This window comes from Streptomyces lincolnensis (assembly GCF_001685355.1).
GTDB lineage: Bacteria > Actinomycetota > Actinomycetes > Streptomycetales > Streptomycetaceae > Streptomyces > Streptomyces lincolnensis.
Window position 1 is genome coordinate 7,882,002 of record NZ_CP016438.1, and the last position, 19,931, is coordinate 7,901,932.

Here is a 19,931-nt window from a genome sequence, read left to right on the forward strand (position 1 = left end):
GGGGGACCGCCCATGGGCTGGCACCGGGAGCTGCTGATCGGCTTCGACCTGGAGACGACCGGGACCGATCCGCGCGAGGCGCGCATCGTCACGGGTGCCGTGATCGAGGTCAGAGCCGGACAGCCCATGGGGCGCCGGGAGTGGCTGGCCGATCCGGGCGTGGAGATCCCGGCGGACGCGGTGGCGGTGCACGGCATCAGCAATGAGCGCGCGAGCGCCGAGGGCCGCCCCGCCGACCAGGTGGCGGACGCCATCGCCGACGTCCTGACGACGTACTGGAAGACGGGCGTGCCGGTCGTCGCCTACAACGCGGCCTTCGACCTGACCCTGCTCTCCGCCGAACTGCGCCGCCACGGCCTGCCGTCCCTGCGCGACCGCCTCGGCGGCCTCGACCCCGCCCCCGTCATCGACCCGTACACCATCGACCGCCGGGTCGACCGCTACCGCCGCGGCAAGCGCAACCTCGAAGCGGTCTGCGAGGAGTACGGCATCGTGCTCGGCTCCGCCCACGACGCCTCGGCCGACGCCCTCGCCGCGGCCCGGCTGGCCTGCGCGATAGCCGCCCGCCACCCCAAGGTCGCGGCCCTCGGCCCGGCGGAACTGCACCTCCGTCAGATCGAGTGGTACGCCGAGTGGGCGGCCGACTTCCAGAGCTTCCTGCGCCGCAAGGGCGACGCGGCGGCGGTGGTCGACGGCGTGTGGCCGCTGCGCGAGCTCGCCGACGAGACGGTGTGAGCGGGATTCACTCCGGCACCGGGGCGGCGATGGCCTCCACTCGGGGGCGCGCGGTCCGCTCGTAGTCCGCGCCCGACAGACACAGCGACCGGTCCAGTCGGGCGGCGTTGAAGTACAGCCGGGGCCGAGTCACGACAGCCGGGTCGGCGACGACCTCCAACTCGGTGTCGAAGCTGAACGGAAGCACCGTGCCGGGGACCGCACGGGCCAGCCGCTCGGCCGTCCCGGCATCGCTGAACCCGACATACCGGGCCGCGAACAGCGTGCGCACGGCGTCCAGGTCCACGCGCCGGTCCCCGGGGACGACAGCGAGCACATGCCGGGTGGTGCGCCGGTCCACCTTGACCCGCAGCACGATGCACTTTGCGGCCTCGGACGTGGAGTGGCCCCGCAGCGCACTGACGGCCTCGGTGGTGCCCTCGGGTTCGTGGTCGATGAGCTTGTAGTCGACGGAGGACGTGTCGAGCAGGGCGATCAGACGGTCGTAGGTGTCGTAGGCGCGGGTGTCGTGGTCGGGCATCGGGGTTCCTTGTCGGTTTCGGTGGGGTGGCCTTCGGCCCGTCGCGGGGCGGTCGTGCGATGGGCGCGCTCCACGGCCTGCCCCCAGTACGTGCCGGCGACCATCAGTACCGCGCCCAGACCGGACACCGCGGTGAAGTGCTCGCCGGCCAGGGCGATGCCCACCGCGGCGGCCCAGACGGGCTCGGTGCCCAGCAGCAGACTGGCCCGGCTGGCCGAGGTGCGCTGCACCGCCCAGGTCTGGGCGAGGAAGGCGAACACGCTGCAGAACAGGGCGAGATAGAGCAGCTGGGTCCAGGTGGCCGCGTCGGTGCGGGCGAGGTCCGGCAGATCGCGTGCCGCCGGCACCAGGAACAGGGCCGTGCCGACGAGGGTCTGCACGGTGGTGAGGTGCAGGGGCCGGACCGCCCGGCCCGTGGTGAGCCGGCCGACCAGCGCCACATGGCCGGCCCGGACGACGGCCGCGCCGAGCATCAGCAGGTCGCCGAGACGGGGCGCGTGGAAGCCGTTGCCGGACATGAGGAGCCCGACGGCGAGGACGCAGACACCGGCGGCGGCGTAGAAGGCGGGAGGCAGTCCGCCGGGGTGGCCGGCGCGGTCGAGGAAGGGGGTGAGGACGATGGTCAGGCTGATGATCAGGCCCGCGTTGGCGGCGGTGGTGTGGGCGACGCCGTACGTCTCCACGGCCAGGACGGCGGCCTGGGTGACACCGAGCGGCACACCCGCCTTCAGCTCCTCGCGGGTCCACCGGCGCGGACCGGACCGTGCTCCGGCACGGGCCGCGAGAAGACCGAGACAGGCGAGTGCGGAGAGGGCGTACCGCACGAGGAGGACCAGCAGGACGGGGAGGGCGGCGACGGCGGTCTGGGCGGACAGATAGCTGGAACCCCAGACGAGCGCGACCACAAGGAGTACCGCGTCGGTACGGCGGGCATCGGACACCCGCCCACCGTGCACCGCGAGGGTCCATGAAGCCCAGCACCACTTCCTAAAACGATCTTTTAGCAGAGCTTCACAGTCTGCCTACACTGAGGAGGTGGACGAACGGCAGTTGCGGATCCTGCGGGAGCTGGGCGAACTGGGCAGCGTCACCGCGGTCGCCGAGGCGCTGCTGGTGACACCGTCGGCGATCTCGCAGCAGCTGCGCCTGCTCCAGCGCGCGATCCCGGTGCCGCTGACCGAGCGCGACGGACGGCGGCTGGTGCTCACCGACGCCGGGCAGGCCTTGGCGGGCGCGGCGATCGAGGTGGAGACGGCGCTGGCACGCGCCCGGCACACGGTCGAGGAGTTCGTCGCCCGACCGGACGGCGAGGTGTCGCTGGCGGCCTTCCACAGCGCGGGCGCGGCGTTCTTCCCCCTGCTCCTGCGGGCGCTCGCGGGCCCAGGGCGCCCGGTGCTCGCGCTGGCCGACGAGGACGTCGTCCAGGACGACTTCCCCCGGCTGACCCGGGAGTACGACCTGGTCCTCGCCCACCGCCTCGACCACGCCCCGGCCTGGCCGGACACGGTGACCGCGACGACGCTGCTGCGTGAGCCGCTGGACGTGGCCATGCCCGTGGACCACCCACTCGCCACCAGGCGCCGGGTGACCCCGCGTGACGTGGCCGGCGAGCCGTGGATCACCGTCCACGACGGTTTCCCGGTCATGGCCACCATCGAGGCGATCGCCGCGGCGGCGGGCCGTCGGCTCCACCTCGCCCACCGCATCAACGAGTTCGCGGTGGCCGCGGAGGCGGTGGCGGCGGGCGGCGGCCTGGCCCTGATGCCCCGCTGGACCTCCCGCCGCCACCCGGCCCTGGTCCTGAGACCCCTCAGCGGTGTACAGGCCCGACGCCACATCGACGCTCTGTACCGCCCTGAGCGCACGGCCAGGAGGGCGGTCCGCACGGTCCTGACGGAGCTGCGCCGAGCGGCACGGACGATCCAGGACCAGGTGACGTCGTAGCGGGGCGCGAGGCCCGCGCTCGTCAGGGTGGCCGCACCCGCTCCGCCATCCGACGCCCCCACCTCCGGCCCGGCGCTTCGACGTACCGATGGGTCAGCACGCACAGCGGCAACAGCACCACGAAGAACGCCGCTTCGAGCGCGAGGCTGTCCTGCCGCCGTCGCCCGGCCGTGCCGTCGATCACGGCCAGCAGGACCGGATGCACCAGATAGAGCGAGTAGCTGATCGTCCCCAGCCGGGTCAGTGGCCGCGGAACGCGGCGGTGGCGCGAGGCCAGTCCGGCGCCGAAGGTGAGCACGGCCAGGAGGAACGCCACGATCCAGCCCCGCCGGGTGAAGTGGTGGCCGTCGCCGTACCGGTACGCGCTCCCCACGGCCGAGGCGACCACCACGACGGCGGTGCCCGCCGCCCACCGCCAGGTGCTCCGGCCGCTCTCGGCGCGGTGGACCGCGGTGCCGAGGAACATCACGGCGAGGATCACCAGGCCCTCCCACAGCGGGACCGTGCCGTTGAACGCGACCAGGCCGAGCCCGAGGACCCCGCCCAGCACGCCCCCGAAGATCCGGACCACTCCTGACCCGGCGCTCGCGCAGCAGACGGCGATCACCATGGCGATCGAGGCGAACGCGATCAGCGGAGCGGTACCGACCCTGCCGGACAGGGCGGAGACCGGCACCACGACCCCGGCCGCCACGCTCACGGCGGCGAGCACGGCCAGGACGGCGGCGATCACCGCGGACCGCTGCTGGAGCCGGACCGTGAACAGAGCGACGACCAGCAGATAGAAGGCCATCTCGTAGGAGAGGGTCCACAGGATCAGCAGGAGGTTGGGCGTGCCCAGCAACTCCTGGAGCATGGTGGCGTGGGCGACGACCACCATGACCGTGCTCTGTCCGCCGAAATCGCGCATCTCCGCGAACCCCGAGAAGCCGACGGCGAGGAGCAGCGCGACGACGGCCGCCCACAGGGGGTAGATGCGGAAGATCCGTCCGATCCAGAACGTCCGGACGCAGCCCCGGCGTTCCAGCGACGCGGGGATGATGTAGCCGCTCACCAGGAAGAACACCATGATGCCGTAGCGGCTGGTGTTGAACTGCGGCATCAACTCCCGCCGGAAGTCCGCCATGAAGGTGTACGAGGAGTGGTCGAAGACCACGACGAGTGCGGCGAGGCCGCGCAGGGCGTCCAGCCATGCCAGTCGCGACGGACCGGCCGGCATCCGGTGCTCCATGTGCCTAGTCGTCCGGCAGGGTGACCTTGACCGGAACACAGGGTTCGGCCTCGGCCCTGGTCTTGTAGACCTCGACCGCGCGCGGCCGGGAAGCGCCCCTGGTGTTCTCGAAGGCCAGGACGTTGCCCGGGCGCAGGGCGACGTCCCAGCCGGCCTTGAGGGGGATGATGGGAACCCGGTTGCCCTGCTGGTCGACCCCCACGAGCGGGGTGACCTTGCTGCGCTCGCAGACATAACCGGGAGCGAGCAGGTCGATGGTGACGTGGATGCCCCACGCACTCACTTTCGTCCTGAGCTCGCGCTGGGCCCCGACGCTGATGGTCTGGGCCTTGACGGTGAGCATGATGCTGCCGTCGTCGCGGGGCTCCACCGCGAAGGCCGTGGAGTCGGCCGGCGAGCCGGGCACGGCCACCGTGCCGAGCCAGGCCGCCGCGCAAGCCGCCGCCACGACGGCGATCCGGCGGGGGGCGAACAAGGGGCGTACGGAAGCCTTCCGCTCGTGCCGCCCGATCTCCTTCTTCAGCTCGTCCAGCAGCCGGTCCTCGAACGTCGTCCGCGTGCTCATGCTTCCCCCCTCGCGACGTACAACAGCGATGTGTCCGGCGCTTCCGTTCCTGGAGGATCCGTCTCCTCCCGCAGCGCCTTGCGCGCCCGGTGCAGCCGGACCCGGGCCGTGACCTGGCGGATGCCGAGCGCGGCGGCGGCCTCGGTGACCGTGAGCTGGTCCACCGCGATGAGTTCCATGACGGCCCGCTCGCCCTCGGGAAGCCGGGCGAGCGCGGCCAGGACGTGCCGCCCGGGGCTCTCCGCGTCGAGCTTGTCCTCGATCCGGGCGATGTCGTCGGGCTCCAGCAACCGCCGTCCGGAGACGCGCAGATCGCGTTCGGCCTCCCGCGCGACCCGGCGGCGCTCCGAGGAGACGACGTTGCGCGCTATGCCGTACAGCCAGGCCGTCTCGCTGCCGAGGCGCGGCCGGTAGGTGTGGGCCGAGTCGAGGACGGCGAGGAAGATCTCGGCCGTCAGGTCGGCCGCGGTGTGGGGGTCGTCCACCCGCCGGGCCACGAAACGCAGCACCGCGTCGACATGGCGCCGGTAGAACTCCTCGAAGAGCCGTGGGTCACGCACCGCCTCAGCCGGTCCACCCCGTAACCGTTCCGCGTCATCCACGGATGTCCCCTCCTGATCGGCGGCTCCCCCGCTTTCACCTGTTCTTGGAACGGGACGCGAAAAGCGTTACAGCGCGAGCCCTCGGATCAGCTCAGAACGGATACCAGCGCACCGTCTCGTCCCCGTCCCGCAGGGAGGCCACCCGCCGCTCGAACTCCGCCCGTGCCTGCGGATTGGCCGGCGCGTGCTGGGCCACCCACGCGCAGCTCGCCGTCTCCCGGGCGCCCCGCAGCACCGAACAGCCCGACCACTCCCGCACATCCCACCCGTACACCGAGGTGAACGTGTCGTAGGCGGCCGCGGACATCCCGTAGCGGTCCCGGGACAGGGCCATCACCACCAAGTCGTGCTCGCGCAGATCCCCGGAGAAGGTCTCCAGGTCGACCAGGACCGGACCGTCCGGACCGACGTGGACGTTGCGGGGGAGGGCGTCCCCGTGGATCGGCCCCGGCGGCAGGTGGGGGGTGAGGGTGGCCGCGGCGGTGGCGAATCCGTCGCGCCGCGCGCGCAGATACGCGGCGTCGGCCGGGTCGATCGCGTCGCCGGCGAGCCGCAGCCACCGCTCGACCCCGCCCAGCAGCTCACGGGGCGGCAGGGCGAAGGGCGGCGCGGGCAGGACGTGCACCAGCCGCAGCAGTTCGGCCAGATCCCGTGGTTCGGCCGGCCGTACGGCCTCCGGCAGCCGGTGCCACACCGTCACCGGGCATCCCTCGACCAGCAGCGGCTTGGTCTCGGCGGCCCGGACCGCCGGCACGCCCGCCTCGGCGAGCCACACCGCGACGGACAGCTCCCGGCGCGCCCGGTCGAGGAGTTCGGCGTCGCGGCCCACCTTGACGACGAGGTCACCGGCGGCGAACACCGCGTTCTCGCCGAGGGCGAGCAGCCGCGCCTCCCGCGCCGGGACGGGCAGTACGCCCGCCGCGGCCAGTACGTCCCGCGCCCGTGCCTCGTCCATCGTCCGGCCTCCCAGCCCTCATATACGTCCGTCTTCGTACGCGTCCGCGAACGGTGGCGTGAATCCGCCACCACCGTGTCCTGAACCCGACAACCGACCGACAGTGTCGCATTCGCACAGGTCGGGCCCTGTGCGCGCTGCCTTGACGCCGTCCACCGCGTTCACGACCATGACGTGGGCCCGACGGGTCCGGCACGTGACGAGTCGTGCGAAGGAGCCGCTCACGTGACTTTGGTGACCGCGACGAAGCGGTCGGCGCAGGGGGCGCCAGGGGCCGACGGGGGCCGGCGGCCCGTCGACCACGGGGCCTGGTTCCTGGTGCTGCCCGCGCTGATCCCGATCCTGGTACTGAGTGTGGGACCCCTGCTCTACGGGATCCTGCTGGCCTTCACCGACGCCCAGTCGGGGCGCACCCGTTCCACCCAGTGGATCGGCACCCTCAATTTCCAGGACCTGCTGCACGACACGCTGTTCTGGGAGTCGTTCCGGATCGGCCTGGTCTGGGCGGTCGGGGTGACGGTCCCGCAGTTCCTGCTCGCGCTCGGCCTCGCCCTCCTGCTCAACCAGGACCTGAAGCTGCGCTGGCTGGCCCGCGCCCTGGCGATCATCCCGTGGGCGATGCCCGAGGTGGTCGTCGGAGTGATGTGGCGGCTGGTCTACAGCCCGGACGCCGGTGTCCTCAACGAGACCCTGCGCGACCTGGGGCTCGGCGACGGCCGCGACTGGCTGAGCGGCCTCGGCACCGCCCTGCCCGCGGTGATCGTCGTCGGCGTCTGGGCGGGCATGCCCCAGACGACGGTCGCCCTGCTCGCAGGCCTCCAGAACACCCCGCGTGAACTCCACGAGGCGGCCGCGATGGACGGCGCCGGCGCCTGGCGCCGCTTCCGCACGGTCACCTGGCCGGCGCTGCGACCGGTCGCTTTCGCGATCACCGCGCTCAACTTCATCTGGAACTTCAACTCCTTCGCCCTGGTGTACGTCCTGACCAGCGGCGGACCCGGCGGCCGCACCCGACTGCCCATGCTCTTCGCCTACGAAGAGGCCTTCCGCTACGGCCAGTTCGGCTACGCGGCGGCGATGGGCTGTGTGATGGTCGCGCTGATCTCGGTCCTGCTCGCCCTCTTCCTGGTGGGCCGGCTCAGGGGAGGCGACGACACATGAGGACCAGCACCGGCGGCCGGATCGGCCAGTACGCGGCCCTGCTCGCGTATCTCGTCTTCCTCGCCCTTCCCTTCCTCTGGCTCGTCTCCATCGCCTTCAAGTCGCCGCGGGAACTGGGCAGTCTGCACCCGACCTGGTTCCCCCAAGAGCCCACGCTCGACAACTTCCGGCAGGCCTTCGACGAACAGCCGCTGCTGCGGGCCGCGGGCAACTCCCTGCTCGCCGCGCTCGGCGCCGCCCTGATCGCCGTACTGATCGCGACCCCGCTCGCCTACGTCATGGCCCGGCACCGCACCCGGCTCGCGAAGGCCGCGACGGGGTGGGTGGTGGTCAGCCAGGCGTTCCCGCTCGTGCTGGTGATCATCCCGCTGTTCCTGGTGCTGAAGAACCTGGGTCTGATCAACTCCCTGCCGGGGCTGGTGCTGGTGTACGTGGTGTGGGCGCTGCCGTTCTCGCTGTGGATGCTCGTCGGATACGTCCGTGCCGTGCCCGCCGAGCTGGAGGAGGCGGCGGCGGTCGACGGGGCCGGGCGTCTGCGGACCCTGGTGTCGGTGACGGCGCCGCTGCTCGCGCCGGGGATCGTGGCGACGGCGCTGTTCGCGTTCATCACGGCGTGGAACGAGTTCTTCTTCGCACTGGTGCTGCTGAAGACGCCCGAGAAGCAGACCCTGCCGGTCGTTCTCACCCACTTCATCGGCGCGGAGGGCGTGGCCGACCTCGGACCGCTGGCGGCGGCCGCCTTCCTGGCGACCCTGCCCTCCCTGGTCGTCTTCGCGATCATCCAACGACGGATCACGGGCGGCATGCTCACCGGGGCGGTGAAGAGCTGATGCGCACCAGACTCGCGGGCGTTCTGGCCCTGGTCCTGCTGCTGGCCGGCTGCACGAGCGGCGGCGACGGCTCCGGCACCGGCCCGGTCACCCTCCGGTTCCAGTCCCTGGCCTGGCAGGAGGAGTCCGTCGAGGCCAACCAGGAACTGGTGAAGGAGTGGAACGCCACCCACCCGGACGTCAAGGTCGAGTACGTCCAGGGCAGTTGGGACAGCGTCCACGACCAGCTGCTCACCTCCTTCGAGGGCGGCGAGGCGCCCGACATCATCCACGACGCCTCGGACGACCTCGCGGACTTCGCCTACGGCGGCTACCTGGCCGACCTCACCGACCTGCTGCCCGCCCGCCTCAAGTCCGACATCCCGCAGCGCAGTTGGGAGGCGACCACCTTCGGCGAGGGCGTCTACGGCGTCCCCTTCCTCCAGGAACCGCGCGTTCTCATCGCCAACGCCACGTGGCTGAAGGAGTCCGGCGTACGCATCCCGACGCCCCGACACCCGTGGAGCTGGGCGGAGTTCAGGGACATCACCGATCGGCTCAGCGCCGGCGACGGCAAGTACGGCGTCGCCTGGCCGCTGAAGGAACCCGTCTCCGCCACGCTCAACCTGTCCCTGTCGGCAGGCGGCCGGCTCTTCCACCGGGGCGCGGACGGCAAGGTGACGATCCGCTTCGAGGCCGCCGACGAGACGGTGCCGCGGACGATCCACGATCAGGCGAACACCGATCACAGCGCCTCGCCCACCACCCTCGGCAGCGGCGGCTCGGACACCCTGCCCGGCTTCTTCGGCGGCAAGTACGCCATGGTGCCGCTCGGCTTCTCCTACCGCCAGCAGATCGCGCAGCAGGCACCCAAGGGCTTCCGGTGGCAGGTGCTGCCCGCCCCCGCCGGCGCCGACGGGCTCGCCCAGGGCGTCAGCCCGCAGACCCTGTCCGTCGCGGAGGACAGCCCGCACCAGAAGGAGGCCGTCGCGTTCATCGACTTCCTGCTCCGGCCGCAGAACATGGTCCGGCTGGCCCTGGGCGACTGGATGCTGCCCACCGGCACCCGGGCGCTGAAGGACCCCGCCCTGCGCACCGCCGAGAACGGCTGGGCGACCGGCACCGCCCTCGCCGCGCACCTGCGGTCGGCGCCCGCGCAGTCCGTGCGCGGCTATCCCGAGTGGAAGGACAAGGTCGCCACACCCGCGTTCCAGGAGTACTACAGCGGGGCGATCGGACTGCGCGAACTGCGTGAACGGCTGGAGGACGACGGCAACCTGGTGCTCGCCCGCTACCAGCGCTGAGCCGGCCGGGGGACGACACCGGCTCAGGGCACCGCGGGCCCGGTGAGGTACGTCCCGTCCTCGTCGTACGGCCAGACATTGGGCTCGCACCCCTTCATGCCCTTTATCTGCTGCATCATCGCGGGCGCCGGCTTCCCCGGGCCGGGACAGGTGACATGGCCGTGGCCGAGGAAGTGGCCGACCTCGTGGTTGATGATCAGCGCCCGGTAGGCCGGTACGTCGTCGGCGTAGACGGGGGTGGCCAGTTCCCAGCGTTTGAGGTTGACCATGACGTGGTCGCCGACGTTGCAGTTGACCTCGCCGCCGGTGTCCAGCCCGTACTGCCCGCAGATCTTGTCCACGGTCGCGGGGGTCGCGACGCGGACGACGAAGTCGGTGCCGCCGCCCGAGACCCGCCGGAACGCCGACCGGCCGTCCGCCGTCCAGCCGCGCCGGTCGGCCAGGACGCGCTCCACCTGCTCGGCGACGTCCGCGGCGGACAGTTTCAGACCGTCCTCGACCTCGACCCGGTAGCGCAGCGCCGTCCCGGTCCCCACCTTGGCGCTTCCCCCGGGCGCGGTGGTGAACGTGCCAGGGCCGGAGGCCGGGATGACGGGCCGCTTCGGGGGCGCGCTCGCGGACGGTTCGGTCGACGGCCTGGCCGACGGCGCGGCACTGGTACCGGCATCAGTACCGGCATCGGTGACGCTCCCCTCCCGCCCGGAAACGGAACCGGTACCGGCCCCCGCCCCGGACGTCCACCCCACGGCCGCGAACCCGGTCGCCCCCAGCAGCACCACCGCGGTCAGGCCGCCCCACAGCGTCCGCGTCCTCTTCCGCCCGCGCGCGGGGGCGTGCGCGGGGCCGCCGCTCCTGCGGCGCCGGGTGCGGGACGGAGTTGCTCGGTGCGCGGTCATGGTCGTAGAGGCTGTGACCGCGATGTGATCGGATCTGGCCCGGACGGTAACGAACGGATAACGGTCCTTCATGTGATCATCCGGTAACAGCCTCCCGGGCCTGTGAAGGATCTGCGGATACTGAGCGCATGCCACGCGTTCTGCTGATCGAAGACGACCGAGCCGTGCGGGAGGCGGTCGCCCTCGCCCTGCGTCGCCAGAGCCACGAGGTCTGCGCCGCCGTGACCGGCGAGGAGGGGCTGGAGCTGCTGCGGAGCTTCCGGCCGGACGTCGTGGTGCTGGACCTGATGCTCCCCGGGATGCCCGGCCTGGACGTGTGCCGGGGGATGCGTGCCCTCGACCAGACGCTGCCGATCATCATGGCGACCGCCAGGGGCGACGACGAGGACATCGTCGTAGGACTGGAGGCCGGGGCGGACGACTACGTGGTCAAGCCGGTGCAGGCACGGGTGCTGGAAGCGCGCATCCGGGCCGTCCTGCGGCGGGCCGGGGGCTCGCCCGCCGACGCCGGCATACCGAAGATCGACACCTACGGCGATCTGGCCGTCGACCGGGCCGGCCTCTCGGTGGCCTGGCGGGGCGAACCGGTCGCACTGGCCCCGTCCGAACTGCGGCTGCTGCTGACCCTGTCCGCCTCGCCGGGGCAGGTGTTCAGCCGGCAGCAACTGCTTCAGGCGGTCTGGGAGCACAGCTACCACGGTGACGCGCGTCTGGTGGACGCCTGCGTCAAACGGCTGCGCGCCAAGATGGGCGAACCCCCGCGCGAGCCCCGCTACATCCAGACCGTGCGCGGCTTCGGCTACCGGTTCGTCTCCCGGTGAGGCCGGCGGTTCGGCCCCCGGGGAGAGCGCGGGCCCGCTTCGGGCCCCCGCAACTGCGCGGCCTGCGCGTGCGGTTGGTGATCGCGTTCGCCCTCGTCGCCGCGGTCACCGCCGCGACCACCGGCGCGCTGACCTTCCGGGAGGCGCGCACGGGCGTGCTCCAGCAGAGCCAGGACACCGTGATCAAGCTGCTCCGCACCCACGTCGACCGGCTCGCCCCCGACCTCGCCTTCCCGCCCCGGGAGCCCGGCCTGCGGCAGCTCGCCACCGACGTCGCCGCCGCCGAACCGGCCGGGACCTGGCGGGTGTTGGTCGTCTACGGCGGCCTGCGGGCGACCTCGGACCCCGACGACCCGTTCGAGGAGGTGACCCCGGCCCTGCGCCGGGCCGTCGACTCCAGCCGGGCGACCGTGTTCCAGCGGGTGAGCACCGGCGAGCACACCTCCCTCGTCGTCGGCATGTCGGTCACCTTCGCCGCGACCGGCACCGGGTTCGCCGCCGCGAGCGGGATCCAGGTCTTCCTGTCGGTGCCGCAGCGAACGGAGGCCGCCTACGTCGACGAACTGGTCACCGCCGTCGAACGGGCCACCGTGCCCGCCCTCGGACTCGCCGTCCTGCTCGCACTGCTCGCCGCCCGCGGGGTGCTGCGCCCCGTGCGCGCGCTGCGGCGCGCCACCCGCAGCATCGCCGAAGGGCGGCTGGACACCCGGCTCGCGGTCGACGGCTCGGACGAACTCGCCGATCTGTCGCACACGTTCAACGAGACCGCCGCCGCCCTGGAGGAGTCGGTGGCCGAACTGCGCGGCATGGAGGCGCGGGCCCGCCGGTTCGCCGCGGACGTCTCGCATGAACTGCGCACCCCGTTGGCCGCGATGTCCGCGGTCACCGACGTCCTGGACGAGGACGCCGACCGCCTCGACCCGGACACCGCCACCGCGGTCCGGCTGATCAGCGAGGAGACCGTGAAGCTGGCCCGGCTGGTGGACGACCTGATGGAGATCTCCCGCTTCGACGCGGGCGCGGCCGTGCTGCACCTGGACGAGATCGACCTCGCCGAGTCGTTGCGAAGCACCCTGGCCGCCCGCGCCTGGACCGACCGGGTGGACACCGACCTGCCCCCGCCCGACACCGTGCGCGGGCGCGTCGACCCGCGCCGCCTCGACGTCGTCGTCGCCAACCTGGTCGGCAACGCGCTGCGGCACGGCGCCCGGCCGGTCCTGCTGCGCCTGTACGGCGACGGCACGCAGGACCGCGCGGTCATCGAGGTGCTGGACAGCGGCCCCGGTATCCCCGCCGACGTGCTGCCGCATGTCTTCGAACGCTTCTACAAGTCGGACGCGGCCCGCACCCGCACCGAGGGCAGCGGCCTCGGCCTCGCCATCACCGCCGAGAACGTCCGGATGCACGGCGGCACCGTCCGGGCGGCCGACCGGCCGGAGGGCGGCGCGGTCTTCACCGTCGAACTGCCTCTGCGACGGGACGAGTCGGACCCGGAGAGTGTGCGATGAGAGGCGTACGCCGGGCCGCGTCGCTGGTCGTCCCCGCCCTGTTCGCGCTCGTCTCCTGCGGTATCCCGGAGACCGGTGTGGTGGAGGCGGGCGGGCCCGCCAGTGGAGTGGTTCCGACGGTCAGGGTCTTCTTCGTGGCCGATGGCGCCCTGGTCTCCGTACCCCGCAGGACGCCCGCGCCGATCGAGGTCGAATCCGCCCTGGAGATCCTGCTCCAGGGCCCGACCGACGCGGAGCGAGCCAAGGGCCTGACCACACGGCTGCCCCTGCCCATGCTCGTCCCGTCCGCCTTGGTCACCCCGCCGGCCACGAGCCCGCCGGGGGTGCCGGGGGAGGCGGCGCCCGCGTCCGACGTCGTCGCGGTGACCACCCGGGGCGGCGTCCTGTCCGTCGAAGTCTCCATCCGTGCACGGGAGTTGGCGGGTCCGGCGGCGGACCAGCTGATCTGTACCGCGCTCGCCGCGCAACACGTCGCCGAACCGGGCGCCGAACCGAAGCCGGTGACTGTCACTGGCGCGGACGGCCGAGGCGTGCGGGGGAGCGGTGCGGACTGCCCGGGGTGAACACGCCGGATGAACACGCCGGATGAACACGCCGGATGAACACACCGGATGAGCGCACTGGACGAGTCCGCGATTTCAGTTGCACGAGACGTCTCGTCTCGCATACGGTCACCTCATGACCAGTCGCCCCGCGCACATCGCCATGTTCTCCATCGCCGCCCACGGCCACGTGAACCCGAGCCTCGAAGTGATCCGCGAGCTCGTCGCGCGCGGACACCGGGTCACCTACGCCATCCCGCCGCTGTTCGCCGACAAGGTCGCCGAGACCGGCGCCGAGCCGAAACTCTGGAACTCCACGCTCCCCGGCCCCGACGACGACCCGGCGGCGTGGGGCACCACCCTCCTGGACAACGTGGAGCCGTTCCTCGCGGACGCCATCCAGGCCCTGCCCCAGCTGATCGAGGCCTACCGGGGCGACGAACCCGACCTAGTGCTGCACGACATCACGGCCTACCCGGCGATGGTCCTCGCCCACCGCTGGGGCGTGCCCGCCATCTCCCTCTCCCCGAACCTCGTCGCCTGGGAGGGCTACGAGGAGGAGGTCGCCGAGCCGATGTGGGCCGAGCCGAAGCGGACCGAGCGCGGGCAGGCCTACTACGCCCGCTTCCGGGCCTGGCTGGAGGCGAACGGCATCACCCGGCACCCCGACCCCTTCGTGGGCCGCCCCGAACGCTCGCTCGTCCTCATCCCCAAGGCGCTCCAGCCGAACGCCGACCGGGTCGACGAGAGCAGGTACACCTTCGTAGGCGCCTGCCAGGGCGACCGCAGCGCACAGGGTGACTGGCAGCGGCCCGCCGACGCCGAGAAGGTGGTGCTCGTGTCGCTGGGGTCCTCCTTCACCAAGCAGCCGGCCTTCTACCGGGAGTGCGTCAGGGCCTTCGGTGAGCTGCCCGGCTGGCGTCTGGTGCTCCAGGTCGGCAAGCACGTCGACCCCGCCGAACTGGGCGACGTACCCGACAGCGTCGAAGTGCGTTCCTGGGTACCGCAGTTGGCGGTGCTGGGACAGGCCGACCTGTTCGTCACGCACGCCGGCGCGGGCGGCAGTCAGGAGGGGCTGGCCACGGCCACCCCGATGATCGCCGTACCGCAGGCCGTGGATCAGTTCGGCAACGCGGACATGCTCCAGGGGCTCGGGGTCGCCCGGCGTCTCGACACCGAGGAGGCGACCGCCGAGGCACTGCGGGAAGCCGGCCTCGCGCTCGTCGGCGATCCCGAGGTCGCGCGGAAACTGAAGGAGATCCAGGCCCGGATGGCCCACGAGGGCGGCACACGGCGGGCGGCCGACCTCATCGAGGCCGAACTGCCCCAGGCATGAGTGAGCGGGGGCAAGCGGAACCCCGTCATGCACATCATGAGTGATCCAGCGGTGTCGCGACCGGCGTATTAGGCTGCCCGACGATCAAGGGCAGCGCGCCGGATCGCCGTACCGGCTCCGGGCGTTGCCACGTCAACGGGAGGACTGTCACATGCGTCTGCTCAAGACCAAGGCCGCGGGTGTCATGCTCGCAGCAATGGGCCTCACTTTCACGCTCTCCAGCCCCGCGAGCGCCTGGACCTACGGAGCGTACGAGGGCGGAGGCTACGGCGCGTGGCAGCAGGACCCGTCCGACGACGTCAAGGGTGACTCGTTCCAGGCGTGCGACATCAAGTCCGACGGCTACGCCATCTATGTCCGCATCGACATAGGCAGAGACGGCGACTTCGACTCCTCGGCCACCACCAGAGGCAACTACGCGCCCTACTGCACGCCGTGGAAGTACCTCGACCTGGCCGAGGGCACTCCCATCCGGATGTACATCTACAAGTCCGACGCCGACGGCCACCACAACCCGGTCTGGAAGGACGGCACCGCGTGACCGACGGCTGAACGGTGAGGGCCCGTTGGTACCCCGGTAACCAACGGGCCCTCGTTCAGGGAGGGTTGATCCTCAGGAGCGGGTTCAGACCCTCAGTCGCTCACCCTCGTCGTCCCGGGCCGCGGGTGCCACCACGGCGTCCGCGGCCTCGTCGTGGGTCAGGTCCGGCAGCCGGCGCAGCCACCTCGGCAGGTACCAGTTGCGCTCGCCGAGCAGTGCCATCACCGCCGGGAGCAGCACGCCCCGGATGATCGTCGCGTCGATGAGCACCGCGGCCGCGAGGCCCACGCCCATCTGCTTCATGGACTGCATGGACAGCGTGCCGAAGATGGCGAACACAGCGACCATGATGACCGCGGCACTGGTGACGACACCTGCGGTGGTGACCACCCCGTGCTGGATCGCGTCCTTGGTCGTGCGGCCGCGCAGCCGCGCCTCGCGGATCCGCGAGACCACGAACACGTGGTAGTCCATCGACAGGCCGAACAGGATCACGAAGAGGAACAGCGGCAGCCAGGTGATGATGGCGCCGACGCCCTCCGCGCCCACCAGCGACGCGCCCCAGCCGTGCTGGAAGACGGCCACGAGGATGCCGTAGGCCGCTCCGACGGACAGCAGGTTCAGCACGATCGAGGTGATCGCGATCGTCAGCGAGCGGAACGACAGCAGCATCAGACCGAAGGCGAAGACCACGACGAACGCGAACACCGGGACCACCGCTCCGGCCAGCTGGTCGTTGAAGTCCTTCGACCCGGCCACCTGCCCGGTGATCGGCGCCTCGACGCCGTCCACCGTGCCGAGCGTGGCGGGCCGCACGTCGTCGCGCAGCTTGTCCAGGCTCGCGCCGGCCTTGTCCAGGTCGGAACCGCCGACCAGCGGGACGTACACGAAGGCGATGTTCTGCTCGTCGTGCAGCTTGATCTCCACCGGGCCGCGCGAGGCACCCGAACTGATCGCCCGGTCACGGAAGTCGGCCAGCGCCGACTGCACCTCGGGAGCGTTGATGTTGTCGGCCCTGACGACCACCTCGGCCGGCTCGGAGCCGCCCGGGAAGGCGTCGTTGACCCGGTTGTACGTCTGCACGATCGGCAGCGAGTCGCCGAACTCCTGGTCCAGCGTCAGGTTCTGGGTCTTCATGCCGACCGCGGGAGCCGCGATCGCCAGCAGTGCGCCCCCCGCCACCACGGCCGAGAGGACGGGCCGGGCGAGGACGCCCTTGAGGACGGCCGTCCAGAAGCGGCTCTCGCCGTTGCCGTCGCGCTTGCGGCGGCGCAGGAAGGGGAGACGGCCCTTCTCGACCCGCTCGCCCAGCAGCGAGAGCAGCGCGGGCAGCACCGTCACCGACCCGACCATCGCGACCGCCACGACCATCAGGGACGCCAGGCCCATCGCCTCGAACTCGGCGAGCCCGGTGAACAGCATGCCCGCCATCGCCACGCACACCGTGACACCGGAGACGACGATCGCGCGGCCACTGGTGGCGGCGGCCACCCGCAGCGCCGTCCGGGCGTCCCGGCCGGCCTCGCGCTCCTCGCGCTCACGGCGCAGGTAGAACAGGCAGTAGTCGACACCGACGGCCAGACCGACCAGCAGCATCACGGAGTTGGCGGTCTCGCTCATCGGCATGACATGGCTGACGATGCCCATCAGGCCCATCGTCGCCATGATCGCGGTGACCGCAAGGAGCACCGGCAGCAGGGCCGCCACCAGCGCGCCGAAGGCGATGAGCAGGATGCCGAGGGCCACCGGTACGGCGGAGTACTCGGCCTTCTGGAAGTCGTCGCCGAACGCGTCGTCGAACGTCTTCATCATGCTGGCGCCGCCGATCTCCTCGATCCGCAGCGACCCGTGGTCCTTCTGGACGTCCTCGACGGCGTTCAGCACCGGCTCGACCCGCTCGCCCGCGGTGTCGGACTTGCCGCGGATGTCGAACTGCACCAGCGCGCTGCGGCCGTCCTTGGAGATGGTGTCCGTGTCGTACGGCGACGTCACGTCCGTGACCTCGCCGGTCGCGTCCACGGCGGCCATGACCGCGGTGACCGCGGCGCGGAACTCGGCGTCGGTGGCCTTGAGACCGCCGTCCTTGGCCTGGATGAGGACGGTCTCGCTGGCCGGTTCCTCGATCCCGGCGTCCTTGATGATCTGGGCGGCGGTGTGCGTCTCGCCCGGCAGTCCGTCACTCTGGTCGACGTCGACCCGGCCCGCGGCCGAGCCGAGTCCCATCGCCAGGACGACGAACAGCACCCAGATGCCGACGGCAGCCCATCGATGCTGGGCACTCCAGCCGCCGGCCCGGGCGGCCAGTCCCCGCACCCGTGTATCTCCATTCCCCATGATGGGCTTGCCCCCTCGTGAGCGGTGGCAGCCCCCTGCCGCCACCTTTCTCCTTGAAGGTATGGGCCGGATAAAGCCATCTCCTCCTGCTGCCCGGTGAAGCGGCACGGGCCGGAATCATCCCCCTGGACCCCGGTCCCTCCCCACTGGGGAGGAGGGGGCCCCTTACATCTACTTGGGGCCTCTTTGGCATTGCGCAACCTTGTTGAATAAGTCACAGGTGCGCCCAGCGGTTGCCCCGCCCCCTCCGCATCGGCCAGAGTTTCGCGCAACCCACCCCCACGGGCCCGGCCGTCGTGCCCACCCCCACGGGGCACGACGGCCGTCCTATCGTGTGCGGATGACGACGTATGCGGCGCTGCTGCGCGGGATCAACGTGGGCGGCAGCAGGAAAGTCCCGATGGCGGATCTGCGCGGGCTGGTGGAGGACCTCGGCCATACCGACGTGCGCACCTATCTCCAGAGCGGTCAGGTCACCTTCGCCGCCGGCCACGGGGACGAGGAGTCACTGGCCGCCGAGGTGGTCGGCGCCATCGAGAAGCGGTTCGGTTTCGCCGTCGACGTGATCGTGCGCGACCACGCGTATCTGAAGGCGATCGCCGACGCGTGTCCCTTCCCGGCCGCCGAACTGGAGGCCAAGCAGCTGCACGTCACCTACTTCTCCGCACCGGTCGAAGCGGCACGCCTCGCGGAGATCGACCAGGCCGCCTACCTCCCCGAGGAGTTCCGCCTCGGCGACCGCGCGCTGTACCTGTACGCCCCGAACGGCCTCGGCCGCTCCAAGCTCGCCGAAGTCCTGTCGCGGCCCCGGCTGAACAAGGGACTGATCGCCACCAGCCGCAACTGGAACACCGTCCTGAAGCTGGTGGAGATGACCGGTGGCTGACCGCGATCCCGCCGTGGCGGCCGCCACCGAGGGCGAGCTGCGCCTTCTCGACCCCCGGGTGCGCAGCTCGCCGGAGCTCGTCGGTGCGCTGCTGCACCCCGAGTTCCACGAGTTCGGCGCGTCCGGACGGCACTGGGACCGGGCCTCGATCATCACCATGCTCGCCGCGGACACCGCACCGGACGCCTCCGCGATCGTGGCGTCCCGGATGCGGGGCGTCCGGCTCGCCCCCGACCTCGTCCATCTCACCTTCGACACGGAGCATGACGGCCGGAGGGCGCACCGCAGTTCGCTGTGGCGCCGGACGGAGGCCGGGTGGCGGCTGTACTTCCACCAGGCGACGCCGTTCAGCCCTCCGCCAGAGTGACCTCCCGGTCGCCGAGATAGGGCGTGTACGAGGTGAGGCGGGCGGGGACGGTCAGGCGGGGGTCCCGGTAGAGGCGCCGCCAGTCGTCCTCGCCGCGGGCAGCGGCGACCGCGTCGGCCGCCGCGAGGTCCGCGTCGGTGAGCGGGGCCCGGCCGAGGAACTCCGGACCCCAGCCGTCCCAGGGCAGGAGCTCGACGCCGTTGAGGGCGGCCAGATCGCGGACGACGTTCCCGCGCACGAACCACAGCCCCTTGAGCCGGTCGCTGCCGCCCAGCCCGAACGAATCCGGGTCCGCCCCCTCCGCGCGGCACATCCGCCACGCGTCCCCGGCCACCAGGAACTGGTCGCGCGGCACGTCCATGGGATCGAAGGGCAGGTCGTACTCGTGGTGCGTCTGGGCGTCGGCCAGCCGCCAACTCCCGTCCGGCAAGCGGTACTCGGTCACCCAGTGGTCGCCGTGGAAGCCCTTCTCGAAGTACCCGGCGAACCCGCACCGCGGGCGCGCCGGAGTCCCGGTCGCCCGCAGCAGCGAGCAGTGCAGCAGCGAGAAGTCCCGGCAGGTGCCCACGAACCGCTCCTCGGGCGCCCGCCTGCGCGTGAGCGGCCCGTCCCCGCGCTCCCGCAGGATCCGCAGGATCTCGCGCACGTACCGCGACTCCGCGTCCTCGTGCAGCCGTTGCTCGGGGATGGTGTATCCGAAGAGCTGTCCCTCGCCCCGATGGATGATCAGATCCCTGACCACGCGGGCGAGTTCGCCGGGATCTCGCGGCAGACCGCCGGGACCGAGGTCGCCGTGATCGAGGTCGCCCGGATCGCTGTACGGCGTCTGCTTCAGGTAGTCGTCCATGGCGAGGAGGCTCGGCCTTGCCCCGGG

General features: G+C 71.8%; 21 protein-coding genes. 12 read left to right on the forward strand and 9 right to left on the reverse strand.

From position 1 onward, the window contains the following. Positions 1 to 12 precede the first annotated feature (12 nt). Positions 13 to 735: a 3'-5' exonuclease gene (locus tag SLINC_RS34845; protein ID WP_067441868.1), complete on the forward strand. Its 723-nt coding sequence runs from the start codon at positions 13 to 15 to the stop codon at positions 733 to 735. 7 nt (positions 736 to 742) lie between these two features. On the opposite strand, the gene SLINC_RS34850 is transcribed toward SLINC_RS34845, so the two are convergent. Together SLINC_RS34850 and SLINC_RS34855 are read right to left on the reverse strand one after the other, a co-directional pair. Beyond that, entirely contained in the window at positions 743 to 1,255 is a 513-nt protein-coding gene (locus SLINC_RS34850; protein ID WP_067441871.1) for a YbaK/EbsC family protein, read from the reverse strand. Further along, positions 1,210 to 2,196: a DMT family transporter gene (locus SLINC_RS34855; protein WP_067441874.1), complete on the reverse strand. Its 987-nt coding sequence runs from the start codon at positions 2,194 to 2,196 to the stop codon at positions 1,210 to 1,212. The genes SLINC_RS34850 and SLINC_RS34855 overlap by 46 nt, the downstream gene beginning before the upstream one ends. Positions 2,197 to 2,290: 94 nt before the next feature. Between SLINC_RS34855 and SLINC_RS34860 the strand changes: the two genes are divergently transcribed. Continuing rightward, positions 2,291 to 3,199 carry a LysR family transcriptional regulator gene (locus tag SLINC_RS34860; RefSeq protein ID WP_067441877.1) on the forward strand — a complete coding sequence of 303 codons (909 nt, stop codon included), beginning with the start codon at positions 2,291 to 2,293 and terminating at the stop codon, positions 3,197 to 3,199. 22 nt (positions 3,200 to 3,221) lie between these two features. Here the strand turns inward: SLINC_RS34860 and SLINC_RS34865 are convergent, their stop codons facing one another. The 4 genes from SLINC_RS34865 to SLINC_RS34880 all read right to left on the reverse strand — a co-directional run bounded on the left by SLINC_RS34865 (position 3,222) and on the right by SLINC_RS34880 (position 6,552). Further along, positions 3,222 to 4,418, reverse strand: a complete 1,197-nt coding sequence (locus SLINC_RS34865; RefSeq protein ID WP_067441880.1) for an acyltransferase family protein — start codon at positions 4,416 to 4,418, stop codon at positions 3,222 to 3,224. A gap of 16 nt (positions 4,419 to 4,434) precedes the next feature. Continuing rightward, positions 4,435 to 4,995: a hypothetical protein gene (locus tag SLINC_RS34870; protein ID WP_067441883.1), complete on the reverse strand. Its 561-nt coding sequence runs from the start codon at positions 4,993 to 4,995 to the stop codon at positions 4,435 to 4,437. Then, positions 4,992 to 5,597 (reverse strand): RNA polymerase sigma factor, encoded by a 606-nt coding sequence (locus tag SLINC_RS34875; protein WP_067441886.1) that lies wholly within the window; start codon positions 5,595 to 5,597, stop codon positions 4,992 to 4,994. Before SLINC_RS34875 ends, SLINC_RS34870 begins: the two co-directional genes overlap by 4 nt. 91 nt (positions 5,598 to 5,688) lie before the next feature. Continuing rightward, positions 5,689 to 6,552, reverse strand: coding sequence for a phosphotransferase enzyme family protein (locus tag SLINC_RS34880; RefSeq protein WP_067441889.1), 864 nt, complete (start codon positions 6,550 to 6,552; stop codon positions 5,689 to 5,691). A gap of 225 nt (positions 6,553 to 6,777) precedes the next feature. Between SLINC_RS34880 and SLINC_RS34885 the strand changes: the two genes are divergently transcribed. From SLINC_RS34885 to SLINC_RS34895, 3 genes are read left to right on the forward strand one after another with little or no spacing between them, the layout of a single operon-like run. After that, on the forward strand, positions 6,778 to 7,713 hold the full coding sequence (locus SLINC_RS34885; protein WP_067441892.1) for a carbohydrate ABC transporter permease: 936 nt from the start codon (positions 6,778 to 6,780) through the stop codon (positions 7,711 to 7,713). Next, positions 7,710 to 8,543 carry a carbohydrate ABC transporter permease gene (locus tag SLINC_RS34890; RefSeq protein ID WP_067441895.1) on the forward strand — a complete coding sequence of 278 codons (834 nt, stop codon included), beginning with the start codon at positions 7,710 to 7,712 and terminating at the stop codon, positions 8,541 to 8,543. The genes SLINC_RS34885 and SLINC_RS34890 overlap by 4 nt, the downstream gene beginning before the upstream one ends. After that, positions 8,543 to 9,826, forward strand: coding sequence for an ABC transporter substrate-binding protein (locus SLINC_RS34895; RefSeq protein WP_067441898.1), 1,284 nt, complete (start codon positions 8,543 to 8,545; stop codon positions 9,824 to 9,826). The genes SLINC_RS34890 and SLINC_RS34895 overlap by 1 nt, the downstream gene beginning before the upstream one ends. A gap of 23 nt (positions 9,827 to 9,849) precedes the next feature. On the opposite strand, the gene SLINC_RS34900 is transcribed toward SLINC_RS34895, so the two are convergent. Then, complete coding sequence (locus SLINC_RS34900) at positions 9,850 to 10,722, reverse strand: DUF3152 domain-containing protein (RefSeq protein ID WP_107406891.1); 873 nt, start codon at positions 10,720 to 10,722, stop codon at positions 9,850 to 9,852. Positions 10,723 to 10,850: 128 nt separating this feature from the next. Here SLINC_RS34900 and SLINC_RS34905 point away from each other — a divergent pair, with 128 nt between their 5' ends. The 5 genes from SLINC_RS34905 to SLINC_RS34925 all read left to right on the forward strand — a co-directional run bounded on the left by SLINC_RS34905 (position 10,851) and on the right by SLINC_RS34925 (position 15,470). Then, positions 10,851 to 11,543 carry a response regulator transcription factor gene (locus tag SLINC_RS34905; protein ID WP_067441902.1) on the forward strand — a complete coding sequence of 231 codons (693 nt, stop codon included), beginning with the start codon at positions 10,851 to 10,853 and terminating at the stop codon, positions 11,541 to 11,543. 77 nt (positions 11,544 to 11,620) lie between these two features. After that, positions 11,621 to 13,051: a sensor histidine kinase gene (locus SLINC_RS34910; RefSeq protein ID WP_067441905.1), complete on the forward strand. Its 1,431-nt coding sequence runs from the start codon at positions 11,621 to 11,623 to the stop codon at positions 13,049 to 13,051. Then, positions 13,048 to 13,614, forward strand: a complete 567-nt coding sequence (locus SLINC_RS34915) for a hypothetical protein (RefSeq protein WP_067441908.1) — start codon at positions 13,048 to 13,050, stop codon at positions 13,612 to 13,614. The genes SLINC_RS34910 and SLINC_RS34915 overlap by 4 nt, the downstream gene beginning before the upstream one ends. A 115-nt stretch (positions 13,615 to 13,729) precedes the next feature. Continuing rightward, entirely contained in the window at positions 13,730 to 14,929 is a 1,200-nt protein-coding gene (gene mgt / locus SLINC_RS34920) for a macrolide-inactivating glycosyltransferase (RefSeq protein ID WP_067441911.1), read from the forward strand. Between the two features lie 151 nt (positions 14,930 to 15,080). Further along, positions 15,081 to 15,470 carry a hypothetical protein gene (locus SLINC_RS34925; RefSeq protein ID WP_079164885.1) on the forward strand — a complete coding sequence of 130 codons (390 nt, stop codon included), beginning with the start codon at positions 15,081 to 15,083 and terminating at the stop codon, positions 15,468 to 15,470. 84 nt (positions 15,471 to 15,554) lie between these two features. Here the strand turns inward: SLINC_RS34925 and SLINC_RS34930 are convergent, their stop codons facing one another. Next, complete coding sequence (locus SLINC_RS34930; RefSeq protein WP_067441914.1) at positions 15,555 to 17,804, reverse strand: MMPL family transporter; 2,250 nt, start codon at positions 17,802 to 17,804, stop codon at positions 15,555 to 15,557. Between the two features lie 340 nt (positions 17,805 to 18,144). Here SLINC_RS34930 and SLINC_RS34935 point away from each other — a divergent pair, with 340 nt between their 5' ends. Together SLINC_RS34935 and SLINC_RS34940 are read left to right on the forward strand one after the other, a co-directional pair. Beyond that, positions 18,145 to 18,690 (forward strand): DUF1697 domain-containing protein, encoded by a 546-nt coding sequence (locus tag SLINC_RS34935; RefSeq protein WP_067441917.1) that lies wholly within the window; start codon positions 18,145 to 18,147, stop codon positions 18,688 to 18,690. Then, positions 18,683 to 19,057 carry a nuclear transport factor 2 family protein gene (locus tag SLINC_RS34940; protein WP_067441920.1) on the forward strand — a complete coding sequence of 125 codons (375 nt, stop codon included), beginning with the start codon at positions 18,683 to 18,685 and terminating at the stop codon, positions 19,055 to 19,057. The genes SLINC_RS34935 and SLINC_RS34940 overlap by 8 nt, the downstream gene beginning before the upstream one ends. Here SLINC_RS34940 and SLINC_RS34945 read toward each other — a convergent pair. Then, positions 19,038 to 19,904, reverse strand: coding sequence for a transglutaminase-like domain-containing protein (locus SLINC_RS34945; RefSeq protein ID WP_067441923.1), 867 nt, complete (start codon positions 19,902 to 19,904; stop codon positions 19,038 to 19,040). The genes SLINC_RS34940 and SLINC_RS34945 overlap by 20 nt on opposite strands. Positions 19,905 to 19,931 lie beyond the last annotated feature (27 nt).